Source organism: Pseudomonas faucium, from assembly GCF_021602585.1.
Classification (GTDB): Bacteria; Pseudomonadota; Gammaproteobacteria; order Pseudomonadales; family Pseudomonadaceae; genus Aquipseudomonas; species Aquipseudomonas faucium.
Map to the genome: position 1 here is coordinate 148999 of NZ_BQIP01000007.1, position 17011 is coordinate 166009.

Sequence of the window (17011 nt, forward strand, 5' to 3'; positions counted from 1 at the left end):
TTTTTTTGTGGGTCAAAGGTGCCTGTATTGGCGCCATAAACTCACTGCCTTGGCCAATTCGGAAGCCACCAACAGGCAAGCCCACACCCAGTTACTCAAGCCGGCAACCAAAGCCGGCACCATCAAGAAAACAGACACCGACGGAACAATGAAGAACGCTCGAAATGGAAACTGCACAGCCGCAAAGTAGATAGCCGACCTGCCACCTCTATAGAACAGCACACAGCTCACAACCACGGAAAGCTGTACAGCAAGGCCTATCCATATCATTACCTCGAGACCGCCACCCCAATTGTTCATGTTGCCGAGCGCATCATTCAGGTCGGTCCAAAGCGGTATCGCACCCCGGCGCAGGCTGCTAAACAACACAAAACCGATATAGAAGGCATCCATGGCGCTCCAGAACAACAGCGTGGAACGCCATGCGTTTGATACACACATCCCTGAAATCTCTCTACTGGCTGATCTGGCCCTATCGCCGGCAAGCCGGCTCCCACAGGCGCCCAATCAAGCGCCGACAATGTTGTAACTCAACAACACGGAAAGCAGCGTCAACAGAATAAGCAAGGGCCACATCACAAGGCCCAACGCCATCCCTAGCCAGTTCGCAATGGTGAATTTGGCGTTCGACTGCCCACTCTCATCTCCTTCACAGAAGTTAATGGCGCACTGAACCCGGGTGAGCGCAAACACCTGCAGGCCAAAGGCTCCAATAAGCAATGAACTCGCCAGATGTGGATGGCTCTGCCACAACCCCTGATCCACTAACAAGAGCACTATCCATCCAAGAACAATCGCGACCGTCAGCTTAGCCGGAGACCACGTGTAGCTGCGCCCCGTCTGGCAAATCTTTTTATCGACGCGCCTGAAAAGTGAGTACATGAAGAAGAGGCCAAAGAGTGCGCGCATGAGCGGTAAAACCCGCTCTCCCGTAGCAGCACGATGCAACACCCAGGAACGATAAAAACAGAAAAGCGAATACCCGCCGAATGTAAAAATTGTCATAACTGCAAACTTCTTGGGGGACACGACGAAAAACTGCCGGTTAACCATAAATGAGGCGTTTGACTCTAACGACATTGATATCCAGCCCGCGACTTGAAAGGGATCACTATTCAACCGCTCTATCGCAAGGGAATCTGCCATACGCGTCCTAGGCGCAAGTAAGAATTTTCCTATAGACACCCCGTCGGGCACCGGGCGAGCCCTCATCGGCCACGTCATCTTCTGAACCCATATCACCCACACCAATTAACCTGTCCCCCTTCCCCCTCAATCCCTAGACTCGGCCCAAGCCCGCCCAAGGACCGCCCCCATGCCCGAGACCCTGCTCAGCTCCCGCAACCTCGCCTTCGAACTCTACGAAGTGCTCGACGCCCAAGCCCTGACCCAACGCCCGCGCTTCGCCGAGCACAGCCGCGAAACCTTCGACGCCGCGTTGTCCACCGCCCGCACCATCGCCGAGAAGTACTTCGCCCCGCACAACCGCAAGGCCGACGAGAACGAGCCGCGCTATGTGGACGGCCGCGCCGAGCTGATTCCCGAGGTCAAGCCTGCGGTGGACGCCTTCCTCGAAGCAGGCTTCCTCAACGCCAACCGCGACTTCGAAGTGGGCGGCATGCAGTTGCCCAGCCTGGTCTCGCAAGCCTGCTTCGCGCACTTCCAGGCGGCCAACGCCGGCACCACGGCCTACCCGTTCCTGACCATGGGCGCGGCCAACCTGATCGAAACCTTCGGCAGCGAAGAACAAAAGCGCCTGTACCTGCAGCCGATGATCGAAGGCCGCTACTACGGCACCATGGCGCTGACCGAGCCCCACGCCGGCTCCTCGCTGGCCGATATCCGCACCCGCGCCGAACCTGCCGGCGACGGCAGCTATCGGCTCAAGGGCAACAAGATCTTCATCTCCGGCGGCGACCACGAGCTGTCGGAAAACATCGTGCACATGGTGCTGGCCAAGCTGCCGGACGCCCCCGCCGGGGTGAAGGGCATCTCGCTGTTCATCGTGCCCAAGTACCTGGTCAACGACGACGGCAGCCGCGGTGCGCGCAACGATGTGCTGCTGGCGGGCCTGTTCCACAAGATGGGCTGGCGCGGCACCACCTCCACTGCGCTGAACTTCGGCGACAACGGCGAATGCGTCGGCTACCTGGTGGGGCAGCCCCACCAGGGCCTGGCCTGCATGTTCCAGATGATGAACGAGGCGCGCATCGGCGTCGGCATGGGCGCGGTAATGCTCGGCTACGCCGGCTACCTGTACTCGCTGGAGTACGCCCGCCAGCGCCCGCAGGGCCGCCTGCCGGACAGCAAGGACCCGCACAGCCCGGCCGTGCCGATCATCAACCACAGCGACGTCAAGCGCATGCTGCTGGCGCAGAAAGCCTACGTGGAGGGCGCGTTCGACCTCGGCCTGTACGCTGCGCGCCTGTTCGACGACACCCACACCGCCCCCGATGAAGACGCACGGCAACAGGCCAAGGAACTGCTCGACCTGCTGACCCCGATCGTCAAATCCTGGCCCTCGGCCTTCTGCCTCAAGGCCAACGAGTTGGCCATCCAGATCCTCGGCGGCCACGGCTACACCCGCGAATACCCGGTGGAGCAGTACTACCGCGACAACCGCCTGAACCCGATCCACGAGGGCACCGAGGGCATCCAGTCGCTCGACCTGCTCGGGCGCAAGCTGGCGCAGAACAACGGCGCCGGCTTGAAACTGCTGATCCGCCTGATCGCCGCAACCGGCGAACGCGCCAGCCATCATCCGAACCTCGACGCCCTGCGCCAGCCGTTGGAGCAACTGGTCAATCGCCTGCAGGCCGTGACCCTGGCCCTGCTCGGCGACCTGGCGCACGGCAAGGTCGCCGGCGCCCTGGCCAACTCCGCGCTGTACCTCAAGGCGTTCGGCCATTGCGTGGTCGGCTGGCGCTGGCTGGAGCAGGCCATCCACGCCGAACTGGGCCTGCTCGAGGGCAATGCCAGCGACCGCGACTTCTACCAGGGCAAGCTGCAGGCCGCACGTTATTTCCTGACCTGGGAAGTACCTGGCTGCCATAATGAGCTGGCATTGCTCGAGGCGCGCGACGATACCTGCCTGGCCATGCAAGAGGGGTGGTTCTAGGGGGAGCCACCGTGTACACGGAGGCTTTTCCATGTTCGATTCCAGCGCTTTGCTGCGCCAGCGCTTCGCCGCGCTGCGCAGCACGGCCGAGTTGTTTTCCCTGCGTCATGTAAAACAGTCGCACCAATCACTTTCGGTTCGGCGCAACGTCGCCGAGCCGCCGCTGTTCAGCCAGGACGAAGGCGCCATGCTCACCGTGCGGGTCAATGGCGTGGAGGCCTATGCGGCCACCGCCGACTTGTCCCAGCAAGGCCTGCAGCGCGCCCTCGAACAGGCCGAAAACCTGGCCCGGCAAATCGCCCGGCACAGCCTGCTCGACCTGCGCGAGCAAGCGGTGACCGCTGCGCGCCACGACCATGTGTCGCCCAACTTCGAGCAACCGCTGCCGAGCCTCGCCGACTGCCTTGGCCTGCTCGCCGCCGAATCGGCCAGCGTGCCCAAGGACAGCCGCCTAGTGGATTGGCAGGCCAGCCTTGGCATGAGCCTGGTCGAGCAGACCTACCTGAACAGCGCCGGCGCCGAGCTGCGCCATGCCCAGCGCTTCCTGTTCCCAGGCCTTGGCGTGACCGCCAGCGACGGGCAAGACAGCCAGAGCCGTAGCCTTGGCCGTGACAACTTCGGCCAGCAGGGCGGCTTCGAGGTCATCGAGCGCTGCGGCCTGGTCGGCGCCGGCCGCCACATCGCCGACGAGGCCTTGCAACTGCTGCTGGCGCCCAACACCCCCAGCGGCGCCCGCGACCTGCTGCTGATGCCCGACCAGATGATGCTGCAGATCCACGAGTCCATCGGCCACCCGCTGGAGATGGACCGCATCCTCGGCGACGAGCGCAACTACGCCGGCACCAGCTTCGTCAAAGCCAGCGATTTCGGCCACCTGCAGTACGGCTCCAAATGGCTCAACGTGACCTTCGACCCGACCATCGGCGAAGAGCTGGCCAGCTACAGCCACGACGACGACGGCACCCCGGCCCGCAAGCAGTACCTGATTCGCGACGGCCTGCTGCTGCGCCCGCTGGGCGGTGCGCTGTCGCAGTTCCGCTCAGGCCTGGACGGCGTGGCCAACAGCCGTGCCTGCGGCTGGAACCGCGCGCCGATCGACCGCATGGCCAACCTCAACATCGAGCCCGGCGACCAGCCGCTGCAGCAGCTGATCGCAGGCATCGAGCACGGCATCCTGATGCGCACCAACCGCTCCTGGTCCATCGACGATGCGCGCAACAAGTTCCAGTTCGGCTGCGAATGGGGGCAATTGATCGAAAACGGCGAGCTCAAGGGCATCGTCAAGAACCCCAACTACCGCGGTATTTCCGCGCAGTTCTGGGGCAACCTGGCGGCGGTCGGCGACCGCAGCACCTTCCAGGTCTTGGGCACGCCCAACTGCGGCAAGGGCGAGCCCAACCAGGTGGTACGCGTGGGCCACGCCTCGCCCGCCTGCGTGTTCCGCCAGATCGACGTATTCGGGGGAGACGCCTGATGACACCACAGCAAACATTCGAAGCCCTGGTGGGCGTGCTGCGCGATGCACTGCAACCCGGCGAGCAGTTCACCCTCGGCTACAGCGCCGAACACTCGCAGTTCGTGCGTTTCAACCACGCCAAGGTGCGCCAGGCCGGCGCCGTGAGCCAGGCCAGCGCGCAGTTGCGGCTGATCCGTGACGGGCGCCAGGCCGAACACCAGGTCACCTTGAGCGACGATGCGCAGCTGGACCGCCAGCGCCTGGGCGAGGCTTTGCAGCAACTGCGCCAGACCCTGCCGTTGCTGGCCGTGGACCCTTACCTGCGCCTGGACGAGAACGCCTGGCACAGCCACAGCCAGCAGCAACAGCCGCTGCCGGCGCTGAGCGAAGTGCTGGCGCTGCTCGAGCGCGAAGCGGGCGACCTGGACCTGGTCGGCATCTATGCCGCCGGCCCGATCTGCCGCGGTTTCGCCAGCTCCTTCGGCGCCTTTGGCTGGCACCAGGCCAACAGCTTCAACTTCGACTGGAGCCTGTTCCACAGCAATGGCCAGGCCGTGAAAGCCAACTATGCCGGCCAGGTGTGGAACGCCGACGAGTTCAGCGCGCGCCTGCGCCAGGCCCGTGAGCAGCTGGGCTTCCTCGGCCGCCCGGCAGTCACCCTCAAGCCCGGCAGCTACCGCGCCTACCTGGCACCTGCCGCCATGGACGAAATCGCCGGCATGCTGTGCTGGGGCGGTTTCTCGGCCCAGGCGCTGGCCACCGGCAACAGTGCCCTGCAGCGCTTGTACAACGGCGATGCGCGGCTGAGCCCGCAGGTCAGCTTCAGCGAACAGGTCAGTGGTTCGTTGAGCCCGGCGTTTTCCGATGAGGGCTCGCCGCGCCTGGATGTGCCGCTGATCAGCCAGGGGCGCGCGGTGGACAAGCTGGTCAGCGCTCGCAGTGCAGTGGAGTTCGAATTGCCCAGCAACGGCGCCGACAGCTACGAGTCGCCCTGCGCGCTGAGCCTGGCGCCCGGCGGCTTGGCCCACGAGCAGATTCTTGAGCGCCTGGGCACTGGGCTATACATCAGTAACCTGTGGTACCTGAACTACTCGGACCTGCCCGCCGCGCGCATGACCGGGCTGACCCGCTTTGCCACCTTCTGGGTGGAGAACGGGCAGATCCAGGGGCCAGTCAGCACCATGCGCTTCGATGACAGCCTGTACAGCCTGCTGGGCAGCCAGCTGGAAGACCTGACCTGCGAGCGCGAGATGATCCTGTCGACCAGTACCTATGGGCAGCGCAGTACCGGGTCGAGTCATTTGCCGGGGGCGCTGGTCAAAGGGCTGACCTTGACATTGTGATTGGCCATCCGGGCCTCATCGCCGGCAAGCCGGCTCCCACAACACCCCTGTGGGAGCCGGCTTGCCGGCGATGAGGCCCGGACAGACGGAAGAGGACGCCATGCCCGAACGCACCCCGCTGGACCCGACCACCGCCCGCTGGATCCCCTGGGTGGTGGCGATCGCTTTCTTCATGCAGTCCCTGGACGGCACCATCCTCAACACCGCCCTGCCGGCCATGGCCCGCTCCCTGGATGAAAACCCGCTGCGCATGCAGGGCGTGATCATTGCCTACATGCTCACCGTGGCCCTGCTGATCCCCGCCTCGGGCTGGATCGCCGACCGCTTCGGCACCAAGCGCATCTTCTTCAGCGCCATCCTGCTGTTCAGCTTCGGCTCGCTGCTGTGCGCCATGACCAACAGCCTCGGCTTCCTGATCTTCGCCCGCGTGGTACAGGGCCTGGGCGGCGCGCTGATGCTGCCGGTGGGGCGGCTGGTGGTGCTGCGCGCCTACCCACGCACCGAGCTGGTGCGGATCATGAGCTTCATCACCATCCCCGGCCTGCTCGGCCCGCTGCTGGGCCCCACCCTGGGCGGCTGGCTGGTGGAAATCCTCAGCTGGCACTGGATCTTTCTGATCAACCTGCCGGTGGGCGCGCTGGGTTGCTATGCGGTGTGGAAGTTCATCCCCGACCTGCGCGGCGCCGAGCGCACCACCTTCGACGGCCCGGGCTTCATCCTCTTTGGCGCGGCGATGGTGCTGATCACCATCGCCATGGAAGGCCTGGGCGAACTGCACCTGCCGCACCTGCGGGTCATGCTCTTGCTGTTCGCCGGCATGGCCTGCCTGGCCGCCTACTGGCTGCGCGCCGGGCGCGACCCGGAGCCGCTGTTCTCGCCCAGCCTGTTTCGCGTGCGCACCTTCGCCATCGGCATCCTCGGCAACCTGTTCGCGCGCCTGGGCAGCGGCGCCCTGCCGTTCCTGGTGCCGTTGCTGCTGCAGGTGGCGCTGGGCTATTCGCCGGCCCAGGCGGGCATGAGCATGATCCCGCTGGCGGCGGCGGCGATGCTTGCCAAGTCCATCGCCAGGCCGCTGATCGAGCGCCTGGGCTACCGCATCGTGCTCACCGGCAACACGCTGCTGCTGGGCCTGCTGCTGGCCAGCCTGGGGCTGGTCGATGAGCAGACCCCCTATGCCGTGCTGCTGGTGCAACTGGGCCTGCTCGGGGCGGTCAACTCGATGCAGTTCACGGCCATGAACACGGTGACCCTGATCGACCTCGACGATGCCGCCGCCAGCAGCGGCAACAGCCTGCTGTCGGTGGTCGCGCAGCTGTCGTTGAGCCTGGGCGTGGCCTGCGCCGGCGCCTTGCTCGGCGGCTTCACCGCCGCCGGCAGCGCCGAAGGCGTGGAAACCACCCTGCAGGCCTTCCAGCTGACCTTCGTGACCATCGGCGTCATGGCCATGCTGGCCGCGGCGATCTTCCTGCAACTGGCGCCGACGGACGGAAGGCGTGCCCGTCGTCCGGAACAACACGTGGAATCGTAGGGCGAATGGCCATGGGGCTGGTAGACTGTGCGGCATTTTTCGCTTCGCACCGCAGGCCCGCCTCGTGACCACCGAATCCACCGCCTTTGCTACCTTGCCGCTGTCCGCCGCCATGCTGGCCAACCTGGACGCCCTCGGCTATGCCTCGATGACGCCCATCCAGGCCCAGAGCCTGCCCGTCATCCTCAAGGGCCAGGACCTGATCGCCCAGGCCAAGACCGGCAGCGGCAAGACCGCCGCCTTCGGCATCGGCCTGCTCAACCCGATCAACCCGCGCTACTTCGGCTGCCAGGCCCTGGTGCTGTGCCCCACCCGCGAGCTCGCCGACCAGGTGGCCAAGGAGCTGCGGCGCCTGGCCCGGGCCGAGGACAACATCAAGATCCTCACCCTCTGCGGCGGTGTGTCGCTGGGCCCGCAGATCGCCTCGCTGGAGCACGGTGCGCACATCATCGTCGGCACCCCAGGGCGCATCCAGCAGCACCTGGACAAGGGCACCCTGGTCCTCGACGGGCTCAACACCCTGGTGCTCGACGAGGCCGACCGCATGCTCGACATGGGCTTCTTCGACGCCATCGCCGCCATCATCGGCAAGACCCCGTCGCGCCGCCAGACCCTGCTGTTCTCGGCCACCTACCCGGCCGGCATCGAGCAGCTGGCCGCCGATTTCATGCGCAAGCCGCAGCAAGTGAAGGTCGAGAGCCTGCACACCGACAACCAGATCGAGCAGCGCTTCATCGAGATCGACCCGCAGCAGCGCCTGGAGGCCGTTACCCGCGTGCTCGGCCACTACCGCCCGCAGTCCTGCGTGGCGTTCTGCTTCACCAAGCAGCAGTGCGAGGACGTGGTGGCCCACCTGACCGCCAAGGGCATCGTCGCCCAGGCCCTGCACGGCGACCTGGAGCAGCGCGACCGCGACCAGGTGCTGACCATGTTCGCCAACCGCAGCAGCTCGGTGCTGGTGGCCACCGACGTGGCCGCCCGTGGCCTGGACATCGATGGCCTGGACATGGTCATCAACGTCGAGTTGGCCCGTGATGCGGAAATCCACGTGCACCGCGTCGGCCGCACCGGCCGTGCAGGCGAGAAAGGCATTGCCGTGAGCCTGGTGGCGCCAGCCGAAGGCCACCGCGCCCAGGCCATCGAAGCGCTGCAGAAGAGCCCGCTGCGCTGGGACCAGCTGGACAGCCTGAAGCACAAAGGCGGCGAGCCGCTGCTGCCGGTGATGACCACCCTGTGCATTGCCGCCGGGCGCAAGGACAAGCTGCGCCCGGGAGACATCCTGGGTGCGCTGACCGGTGATGCCGGCATTCCGGGCAAGCAGGTGGGCAAGATCGCCATCTTCGACTTCCAGGCGTTCGTTGCCGTGGAGCGGGCGCTGGCCAAGCAGGCCATGCAGCGGCTGAACAGCGGCAAGATCAAGGGCCGGGCCCTGAAAGTCCGCATTATCTGACGATTCCTGGGGCTGCGTTGCAGCCCAATCGCCGGCAAGCCGGCTCCCACATGAGGAGTGTGCCCGCCCTTGTGGGAGCCGGCTTGCCGGCGATTGGGCCGCACCGCGGCCCCTATTACCAAGAGGTATACCGTGCACTCCACCGACGTGATCATCCTCGGCGCCGGCGCCGCCGGCCTGATGTGCGCCCAGCTCAGCGCCCGCCGTGGCCGCCGGGTGCTGCTGCTCGACCACGCCAACAAGCCCGGCAAGAAGATCCTCATGTCCGGCGGCGGGCGCTGCAACTTCACCAACCTGTACACCGAGCCGGCCAACTTCCTGTCGCACAACGCGCACTTCTGCAAATCGGCCCTGGCCCGCTACACCCAGTGGGACTTCATCGAGCTGGTGGCCAAGCACGGCGTGCCCTACCACGAGAAAAAGCTCGGCCAGCTGTTCTGCGACAACAAGGCCAGCGACATCCTCAACATGCTGCTGGCCGAATGCGCCGAGGCCGGTGCCGAACTGCGCATGGAAACCAGCATCCAGCACATCGAGAAGACCGAAGGCGGCTACCTGCTGCAAACCAGCGCCGGCCAGTTCGCCTGCCAGTCGCTGGTGATCGCCACCGGCGGCTTGTCGATCCCGACCCTGGGCGCCACCGGTTTCGGCTACCAGGTGGCGCGCCAGTTCGGCCACACCCTGCTGCCGACCCGCGCCGGCCTGGTGCCGTTCACCATCACCGAGCCCCAACTCAAGGCACTGTGCACCGAGCTTTCGGGCACCTCGCTGGACTGCACGGCCAGCTGCAACGGCACCAGCTTTCGCGAAAACCTGCTGTTCACCCACCGCGGCCTGAGTGGCCCGGCGATCTTGCAGATCTCATCGTTCTGGGAAGCCGGCGACACCGTCGAGATCAACCTGCTGCCCGATCGCGATGCGCTGGCCTGGCTGCAACAGCAGCAAGCCGAACGCGCCAACGCCGAGCTCAAGACGGTGCTGGGCGAGGTATTCACCCGCAAGCTGGCCAACCTGCTGGCCGAGCAGTGGTTCGAATCCAAGCCAATGAAGCAGTACACCCCGGCGGAACTGGCGCAGATCGCCGACAAGCTGGCCGCCTGGCAGCTGGTGCCGGCCGGCACCGAGGGCTATCGCACCGCCGAGGTGACCCTGGGCGGTGTCGACACCCGCGAGGTGTCGTCCAAGACCATGGAATCGCTGAAGAGCCCTGGGCTGTACTTCATCGGTGAAGTGCTGGATGTCACCGGCCACCTGGGCGGTTTCAATTTCCAGTGGGCCTGGGCATCGGCCAACGCTGCGGCGCAGTTCGTGTAGAGTAGAATCCATTCAGCAGCACGGAACGCTTCTTGCTGGTCCGTGCGGCAATGCATTCATTCGATCACTGCCCAAGGCCATCATGTCATCGAGCTCGTTCCGTCAGTCACTGCGTCGCCTGTGGGGCCAAGACAAGTTCAGCTACAGCATTCGAGTGACCATTGCCCTCACCGGCAGCCTGGCCTTGTGCTGGTACCAGAACGAGATGGGCCTGCTGATTCCGCTGTTCCTCGGCATCATCGCCAGCGCCCTGGCCGAGACCGACGACAGTTGGCAGGGCCGCCTCAGCGCCCTGGCGGTGACCTTGGTGTGCTTCGCCATCGCCGCCCTCGCCGTCGAGCTGCTGTTCCCCTACCCCTGGATATTCGCTATCGCCCTGGCGCTGGCGGCCTTCGGCCTGACCATGCTCGGGGCGCTGGGCGAGCGCTATGGCGCCATCGCCTCGGCCACGCTGATCACCGCGGTGTACACCATGATCGGCGTCGACCAGCGCGGCGGCCAGGTCACCGACTTCTGGCACGAACCGCTGCTGCTGGTGGCCGGCGCTGCCTGGTACGGCCTGCTGTCGGTGCTGTGGCAGGCGCTGTTTTCCAACCAGCCGGTGCAGCAGAGCCTGGCCAAGCTGTTCTTCGAACTGGGCCGCTACCTCAAGCTCAAGGCCAACCTGTTCGAGCCGATCCGCAACCATGACCTGGAAGCCCGGCGCCTGGAGCTGGCCCAGCAGAACGGCAAGGTGGTCGCGGCCCTCAACGCGGCCAAGGAAATCATCCTGCACAGGGTGGGCAACAGCCAGCCCAACTCCAAGGTCAGCCGCTACCTGAAGCTGTACTTTTTGGCCCAGGACATCCACGAGCGCGTCAGCGCCTCGCACTACCCCTACAACGCCCTGGCCGATGCGTTCTTCCACAGCGACGTGATGTTCCGCTGCCAGCGCCTGCTGCGCCATCAAGGCTCGGCCTGCCAGGACCTGGCGCGCTCGATCCGCCTGCGCCAGCCGTTCGTGCTCGACAGCCGCTTCGCCGACACCCTGGAAGACCTCAACGCCTCCCTGGAGCACCTGCGCAACCAGAACAACCCGGCCTGGCGCGGCCTGTTGCGCTCGCTGCGAGCACTGGCGGCCAACCTGGCCACCCTCGACCGCCTGCTGGGCGCCGCCAGCAACCCGGACAGCCTCGCCGATGCCAGCGACAGCAGCCTGCTCGACCGCTCGCCGCGCAACCTCAAAGACGTGTGGACCCGCCTGCGCACCCAGCTCACACCCACCTCGCTGCTGTTCCGCCACGCCCTGCGCCTGCCGCTGGCGCTGTCGATCGGCTATGGCATGGTGCACCTGATCCACCCGACCCAGGGCTACTGGATCATCCTCACCACGCTGTTCGTCTGCCAGCCCAACTACGGCGCGACCCGGCGCAAGCTGGTGCAGCGGATTTTCGGCACGGCCATCGGCCTGACCGTGGGCTGGGCGCTGTTCGACCTGTTCCCAAACCCTGTGATCCAGTCGCTGTTCGCGGTGGTTGCCGGGGTGGTGTTCTTCGTCAACCGCACAACCCGCTACACCCTGGCCACGGCGGCCATCACGCTGATGGTGCTGTTCTGCTTCAATCAGATCGGCGATGGCTACGGCCTGTTCCTGCCGCGCCTGTTCGATACGCTGGTGGGCAGCCTGATCGCCATCCTCGCGGTGTTCCTGTTCCTCCCCGACTGGCAGGGCCGGCGCCTGAACAAGGCGCTGGCCAATACCTTGAGCTGCGCAAGCCTGTACCTGCGCCAGATCATGCAGCAGTACGCCCACGGCAAGCGCGACGACCTCGCCTACCGCCTGGCCCGGCGCAACGCCCACAACGCCGATGCCGCGCTGTCCACCACGCTGGCCAACATGCTCATGGAGCCTGGGCATTTCCGTAAGGAGGCGGACGTGGGCTTCCGCTTCCTGGTGCTGTCGCATACCTTGCTCAGCTACCTCTCGGGGCTGGGCGCACACCGCGACAATGCCTTGCCGGCAGAGGTGCAGGAACAGTTGATCGACGGCGCCGGGCAGAGCCTGGCCGACAGCCTGGACGAGATTGCCAATGGCCTGGCGGCGCGCTTGCCGGTGGCCATTCATAGCGACGCCGAGGAGGCGCTGGCCAATGCGCTGGAGCAGATGCCCGATGAGGTGGATGAGCATCAGCGGCTGGTGCAGACGCAGCTGGCCTTGATCTGCCGGCAGCTGGGGCCGCTGCGGACCCTGGCCGCGCACCTGATCAAAGAGGGCTCACAAAGCCAGTGATCTGCACAGCCCTGAAGACCAAAGGGGTACCTGTGGGAGCCGGCTTGCCGGCGATAGGGCCAGCACAGACGCCAGAGGTCAAAAGCCATGCTGGCGCAACAACCGCGCATAGCTGCCATCGGCCTTCATCGCCGCAATGGCCCGTTCGAAGCGTTCGACGATCTGCTGGTGCTCGGGATGCTTCAGGCTCACCAGAATATGCAGGGTATTCTCCGCCAGCGGCGGCCCCACCAGCGTCACGCCATCGCGCACCTGCTGCGGCTCGCGCTGCAGGTTGTAGCGCGCCACGTACTCATCCTCCACCGCCAGGTTCACCCGCCCTGCCGCCAGCATGCGCACGGCCGTGGAGAAGTTGCGCACCTGCACCTTGTGCAGGCGGCTGTCGTCATCGAACACCGGCGAGTAGGCGTAGTCGCGCACCACGGCAATGCTGTAGGGGTACAGGTCGCTCTGCTGCTGGTAGCGGAAGTTGTCGCCCTTGCGCTTGAGCAGGCGAATACGGTTGTTCAGGTAGCCCTTGGAAAACTGGCCGACCTGCGCCCGCGAGTCGTTGTACCAGGTGTTGATCAGCACGTCGTAGCGCCCTTCGCCAATGCCCATCAGCGCTCGCGCCCAGGGCACTTCCTCGTAGCCGCTGGCATAACCCGCACGTGTCAGCGCTGTAGTGACCAGGCTGGTGGCCAGGCCACCGCCGGGCATGCCGCTGTCGGTGAACGGCGGCCAGTTGTCGGCCACCAGCCGCAGCTTTTCCTGGCCCAGGGCAGGTGCTGTCAGCATCACGCCCAACAATCCCAACGCGTAAAGCAGTGGCCGCATGCTGAAGTCCTTTTGCAGAGGGGGCACACGTGATGAAAGGCATCTGCAAACGAGAGTACACAAAGCCGTGGCGCAGGGCAGCGGCCAATAGTGTCATTTAGCCTCTATTTTGGCCGAACCCATCTGCCACTCGTCGCCGGCCAGCAGATTTGCGATGATCGACGATCATTTTCAGGAGTTACCCGCCATGTCCATCGAATGGGTCTGCAAGCACCACACTGATCTGAGCAAGGAGCAGCTCTACGCCATCCTGCAGTTGCGCACCGAAGTGTTCGTGGTGGAGCAGCGCTGCGCCTACCAGGAAGTCGACGGCCAGGACCTGGCAGGCGATACCCTGCACCTGATGGCGTGGCAGGAAGACCAGCTGCTGGCCTACCTGCGCCTGCTCGATCCGCAGTCCCAGGGTGGCGACGTGGTCATTGGCCGCGTGGTGACGGCGCCGCAGGCGCGCGGGCTGAAGCTGGGCCACCCGCTGCTGCTCAAAGGGCTGGAAGCGGCCGCGCATTGCTGGCCGGGCACGCCGGTGTACCTGTCGGCGCAGGCGCACCTGCAGGGCTTCTATGGCCAGCACGGCTTCGAAGTGGTGGGCGAGCAGTACCTGGAAGACGACATCCCCCACATCGGCATGCGCAAGGCCTGAGCCCGGCAGCTCACGGGTAGCCGAGCACCTCGCGGATCTGGCGCAGGTGCCGGATGATCCACTGCTTGTCGATCGCCCCCCAGTCATGGATGCGGTAGTGCCCGGCGTGGTTGCGCGCCCCTTCCTGCTGCTCGAACTCGCAGACGATGTCCAGGTCGGCCAGGGCTGCGATGGTGTCCTGGGCGGTGCGCCGCGGCATGCCGGTGGCCTCCATCAGGGCCGGTACGCTGGTGGCGGTCTGGCTGTCGATCAGCCAGGCCACGTACAAACGACGATAGAAGCTGCTCTTGGTCTTGCTCACTTCCATGCTGCGGGGTCCTTACAGGTTGCCTGGCAGTTCCCGATAGGTCAGGTACACGCGCAGGTCGAATTCCAGTTGGTGGTAGTCCGGTTCCATGTGCTGGCACAGCTGGTAGAACGCCTTGCTGTGGTCGCGCTCGCGCAGGTGCGCAAGCTCGTGCACCACGATCATGCGCAGAAACGCCGGCGCCGCCTCCTTGAACAGCGAGGCGATGCGGATTTCCTTCTTCGCCTTGAGGTTGCCGCCCTGCACCCTGGACACCGCCGTGTTCAGGCCCAGGGCGCGGTGGGTGAGGTCCAGGCGGTTGTCGAACAGCACCTTGTCCAGCGGCGGCGCAGTACGCAGGTACTGCTGGCGCAGTTGCTGGGCGTAGTTGTACAGCGCCTTGTCGCTCTGCACGTCATGGCGGCCCGGGTAGCGCTGCTGCAGGTAGCCGCCCAGGCGGTCGCTGTCGATCATTTGCTGCACCTGCTGTTGCAGGTGCGGCGGGTAGGCTTGCAAGTAGCGTAATACGGTCATGGCACGGTTTTCGGCGTAACGAACGCCGATTCTAGCCAATCAGGGCCGGGGCCAGGGAAAAATTGCCGGGAACTCGCTGGCGTGCGCCGCCGTCATCGGGTGGGCGACCAGAAAACCTTGCACGTAGGCACAGCCGTTGGCTTTCAGCCAGGCCGCCTGGGCCGGCGTTTCCACGCCTTCGGCGATGACCGTGATGCGATATTGCGCGCACAGGCCGATGACGCTGCGCACCAGCGCGGCATCGGCGGCCGAGTCCGGCAGGCGCGCCACCAGGTGGCGGTCCAGCTTCAAGGTATCGATCGGCAGGTCGCGCAGCATGCGCAGCGAGCAGTCACCGGCACCGAAGTCGTCCAGCGCCACCCTCACGCCCAGTTCGTGCACCCGGTGTATCTGCTTGATGGCCGCCTCGAGGTTGTCGGTCAGGGAAGTCTCCGCGACCTCCACCTCCAGCTGCGAGGGCACCAAATGGTACTCGTCGATCACCCGCCGCAGCTCATCGACCAGGCTGGGCATGGCGAATTGCGCCCGGCTCAGGCTGATGCCCAGCACCAGGTCCGGCGCGAAACGCTCGCGCCAGGCGTGGCGCTGGGCCGCGCCCTGGCGGTAAATCCAGCTGGCCAGGCGGTTGATCAGGCGGGCCTCTTCCAGCAGGGGAATGAACAGCCCTGGCGGTACATCGCCCACACTGGGGTGCTGCCAGCGCAGCAAGGCCTCGAAGCCGCGCAGGTGCCCATCGGCGAAGCCGACCTGCGGCTGGTAGACCAGGCTGAAGTCCTGCGCCTCGACTGCCTGGCGCACGCTGTCTTCGAGCATCAACCGCGAACGCGCGCGGCCGTTGAGCTCCTGGTCGTAGAAGCGGTATTGCTGGCGCCCAGCCTGCTTGGCCGCATACATCGCCGCATCGGCGGCGCGCAGCAGGCCTTCCACCGTGGCCCCGCAGTCCGGGTAGGTGGCGATACCGATGCTCACGCCCAGGCTGACATCCAGGCCCTCCATCGGCTGCTGGATGGAAACCCGCTCCAGCAGTTGCTCGGCGAAGCGCCCGGCCTGTTCGGGGTACGGCAGGCTGTCGAACAGTGCGGTGAACTCGTCGCCGCCCATGCGCGCCAGCAGCGCCTCGCTGCCCAGGCAGTCCTTGAACTGCTCGGCCACCCAGCGCAATACCCGGTCACCGGCCTCATGCCCCAACGAATCGTTGATGCGCTTGAAGCCGTCCAGGTCCATGTACATCAGCGCCTGGGCCTTGCCGGAGCGCTCGTTGCGCAGCAGCACGCCTTCGGCGGCCTGGTAGAAGCCGCGGCGGTTGAGCAGCCCGGTGAGAGGGTCGGTTACCGCCTGGTATTCGAGCTGCTGGTGCAGGTTGCGCACCACCGACATGTCGAGCACCGTCACCACCATTGCCTGCTGGTCGGCGGGCAAGGGCGCACACGACAGCGCCACCGGCACCAGGTGGCCGCCCACCGTGCGCAAATGGGCGTCGTGCACCCGGAAGATGCGCCGTGCCAGGTAGGCCTGGTGGAAGTCGGAGTCGTGCCACAAGGTGGCATTGGGCAATTGCACCAGATCCAGCAGGTGCACGCTTTGAAGTTGCTCCACCGGCGCCTGGAGCAAGTGTGAAATGGCCGGGTTGGCGAAGCTGATGGTGCCCGAGGCATCGACCACCAGGATGCCCTCGGCGGCGTTTTCCAGGATCGAGGCATTGAAAGCCCGGGCCGCTTCCAGCTCGCGGGTCAGGCGCTGCAGCATGCGCCGGTTGCGCTGCTGGTCCAGTTGCGCCTGCACCTTGGGCTTGAGGATCTGCGGGTCGAACGGCTTGAACAGGTAATCCACCGCGCCACTGGCGTAGCCCTTGAGCACGGCGGCATCGGACTGCTCGTTGGCGGTGAGGAAGATGATCGGGGTGAGCCGGGTACGCTGGCTGCCACGCATCAGCCGGGCGACTTCGAAGCCGTCCATTTCCGGCATCTGCACATCCAGCAGCACCAGGTCGACATCGTGTTCGAGCAAGGCGCTCAAGGCTTCCGTCCCCGAGCTTGCCGTTAGCACTTGCCAATCGTTGCGCGCCAGCAATGCGCGCATGCTGATGAGGTTTTCCGGGTAATCATCCACCACCAGGAGCACAGATTTGCTCTCTGGGGGGTGAGGGTAAGCGCCATCCATGCTGCTTCTCTTGTGTGACCGACTTCAACCTGCAATTGGATCCGATTAATACTCTAGACACCAGCCTGCAACACGCAATGCAATCAGAACGCTATCA

14 protein-coding genes are annotated in these 17011 nt (G+C 65.4%); 8 read left to right on the forward strand and 6 right to left on the reverse strand.

Translation table 11 applies throughout. From position 1 onward, the window contains the following. Positions 1–12 precede the first annotated feature (12 nt). Together L6D75_RS10735 and L6D75_RS10740 are read right to left on the reverse strand one after the other, a co-directional pair. The gene (locus tag L6D75_RS10735; protein ID WP_236193524.1) at positions 13–393 is read right to left on the reverse strand and encodes a hypothetical protein; all 381 of its coding nucleotides are present in this window, start codon (positions 391–393) and stop codon (positions 13–15) included. A 114-nt stretch (positions 394–507) separates the two neighbouring features. Then, on the reverse strand, positions 508–1146 hold the full coding sequence (locus L6D75_RS10740; protein ID WP_176518135.1) for a hypothetical protein: 639 nt from the start codon (positions 1144–1146) through the stop codon (positions 508–510). Between the two features lie 169 nt (positions 1147–1315). Between L6D75_RS10740 and L6D75_RS10745 the strand changes: the two genes are divergently transcribed. The 7 genes from L6D75_RS10745 (at position 1316) to yccS (ending at position 12478) form a co-directional block, all read left to right on the forward strand. Then, positions 1316–3118 carry an acyl-CoA dehydrogenase gene (locus tag L6D75_RS10745; protein ID WP_176518134.1) on the forward strand — a complete coding sequence of 601 codons (1803 nt, stop codon included), beginning with the start codon at positions 1316–1318 and terminating at the stop codon, positions 3116–3118. Between the two features lie 31 nt (positions 3119–3149). After that, complete coding sequence (locus tag L6D75_RS10750) at positions 3150–4592, forward strand: TldD/PmbA family protein (protein WP_176518133.1); 1443 nt, start codon at positions 3150–3152, stop codon at positions 4590–4592. Next, positions 4592–5917 carry a TldD/PmbA family protein gene (locus L6D75_RS10755; protein WP_236193525.1) on the forward strand — a complete coding sequence of 442 codons (1326 nt, stop codon included), beginning with the start codon at positions 4592–4594 and terminating at the stop codon, positions 5915–5917. The genes L6D75_RS10750 and L6D75_RS10755 overlap by 1 nt, the downstream gene beginning before the upstream one ends. A gap of 100 nt (positions 5918–6017) precedes the next feature. Further along, positions 6018–7445 (forward strand): multidrug transporter subunit MdtD, encoded by a 1428-nt coding sequence (gene mdtD / locus L6D75_RS10760; RefSeq protein ID WP_176513801.1) that lies wholly within the window; start codon positions 6018–6020, stop codon positions 7443–7445. A 112-nt stretch (positions 7446–7557) separates the two neighbouring features. Next, the gene (dbpA, locus tag L6D75_RS10765; protein ID WP_236193528.1) at positions 7558–8895 is read left to right on the forward strand and encodes an ATP-dependent RNA helicase DbpA; all 1338 of its coding nucleotides are present in this window, start codon (positions 7558–7560) and stop codon (positions 8893–8895) included. A 132-nt stretch (positions 8896–9027) separates the two neighbouring features. Beyond that, positions 9028–10209, forward strand: a complete 1182-nt coding sequence (locus tag L6D75_RS10770; protein ID WP_176513797.1) for a BaiN/RdsA family NAD(P)/FAD-dependent oxidoreductase — start codon at positions 9028–9030, stop codon at positions 10207–10209. A gap of 82 nt (positions 10210–10291) precedes the next feature. Next, complete coding sequence (yccS, locus tag L6D75_RS10775) at positions 10292–12478, forward strand: YccS family putative transporter (RefSeq protein ID WP_176513795.1); 2187 nt, start codon at positions 10292–10294, stop codon at positions 12476–12478. A 78-nt stretch (positions 12479–12556) separates the two neighbouring features. Here the strand turns inward: yccS and L6D75_RS10780 are convergent, their stop codons facing one another. Next, positions 12557–13294, reverse strand: a complete 738-nt coding sequence (locus L6D75_RS10780) for a substrate-binding periplasmic protein (RefSeq protein WP_176513793.1) — start codon at positions 13292–13294, stop codon at positions 12557–12559. A 187-nt stretch (positions 13295–13481) separates the two neighbouring features. On the opposite strand from L6D75_RS10780, the gene L6D75_RS10785 reads away from it, so the two are divergent. Beyond that, positions 13482–13934 carry a GNAT family N-acetyltransferase gene (locus L6D75_RS10785; protein WP_176513791.1) on the forward strand — a complete coding sequence of 151 codons (453 nt, stop codon included), beginning with the start codon at positions 13482–13484 and terminating at the stop codon, positions 13932–13934. Between the two features lie 10 nt (positions 13935–13944). On the opposite strand, the gene L6D75_RS10790 is transcribed toward L6D75_RS10785, so the two are convergent. The 3 genes from L6D75_RS10790 to L6D75_RS10800 are packed head-to-tail and all read right to left on the reverse strand — an operon-like array spanning position 13945 to position 16914. Continuing rightward, positions 13945–14241, reverse strand: coding sequence for a winged helix-turn-helix domain-containing protein (locus L6D75_RS10790; RefSeq protein ID WP_003249396.1), 297 nt, complete (start codon positions 14239–14241; stop codon positions 13945–13947). 12 nt (positions 14242–14253) lie between these two features. Beyond that, positions 14254–14754 (reverse strand): M48 metallopeptidase family protein, encoded by a 501-nt coding sequence (locus L6D75_RS10795; protein ID WP_176513789.1) that lies wholly within the window; start codon positions 14752–14754, stop codon positions 14254–14256. A gap of 39 nt (positions 14755–14793) precedes the next feature. Then, positions 14794–16914: a putative bifunctional diguanylate cyclase/phosphodiesterase gene (locus tag L6D75_RS10800; protein WP_176513787.1), complete on the reverse strand. Its 2121-nt coding sequence runs from the start codon at positions 16912–16914 to the stop codon at positions 14794–14796. Positions 16915–17011 lie beyond the last annotated feature (97 nt).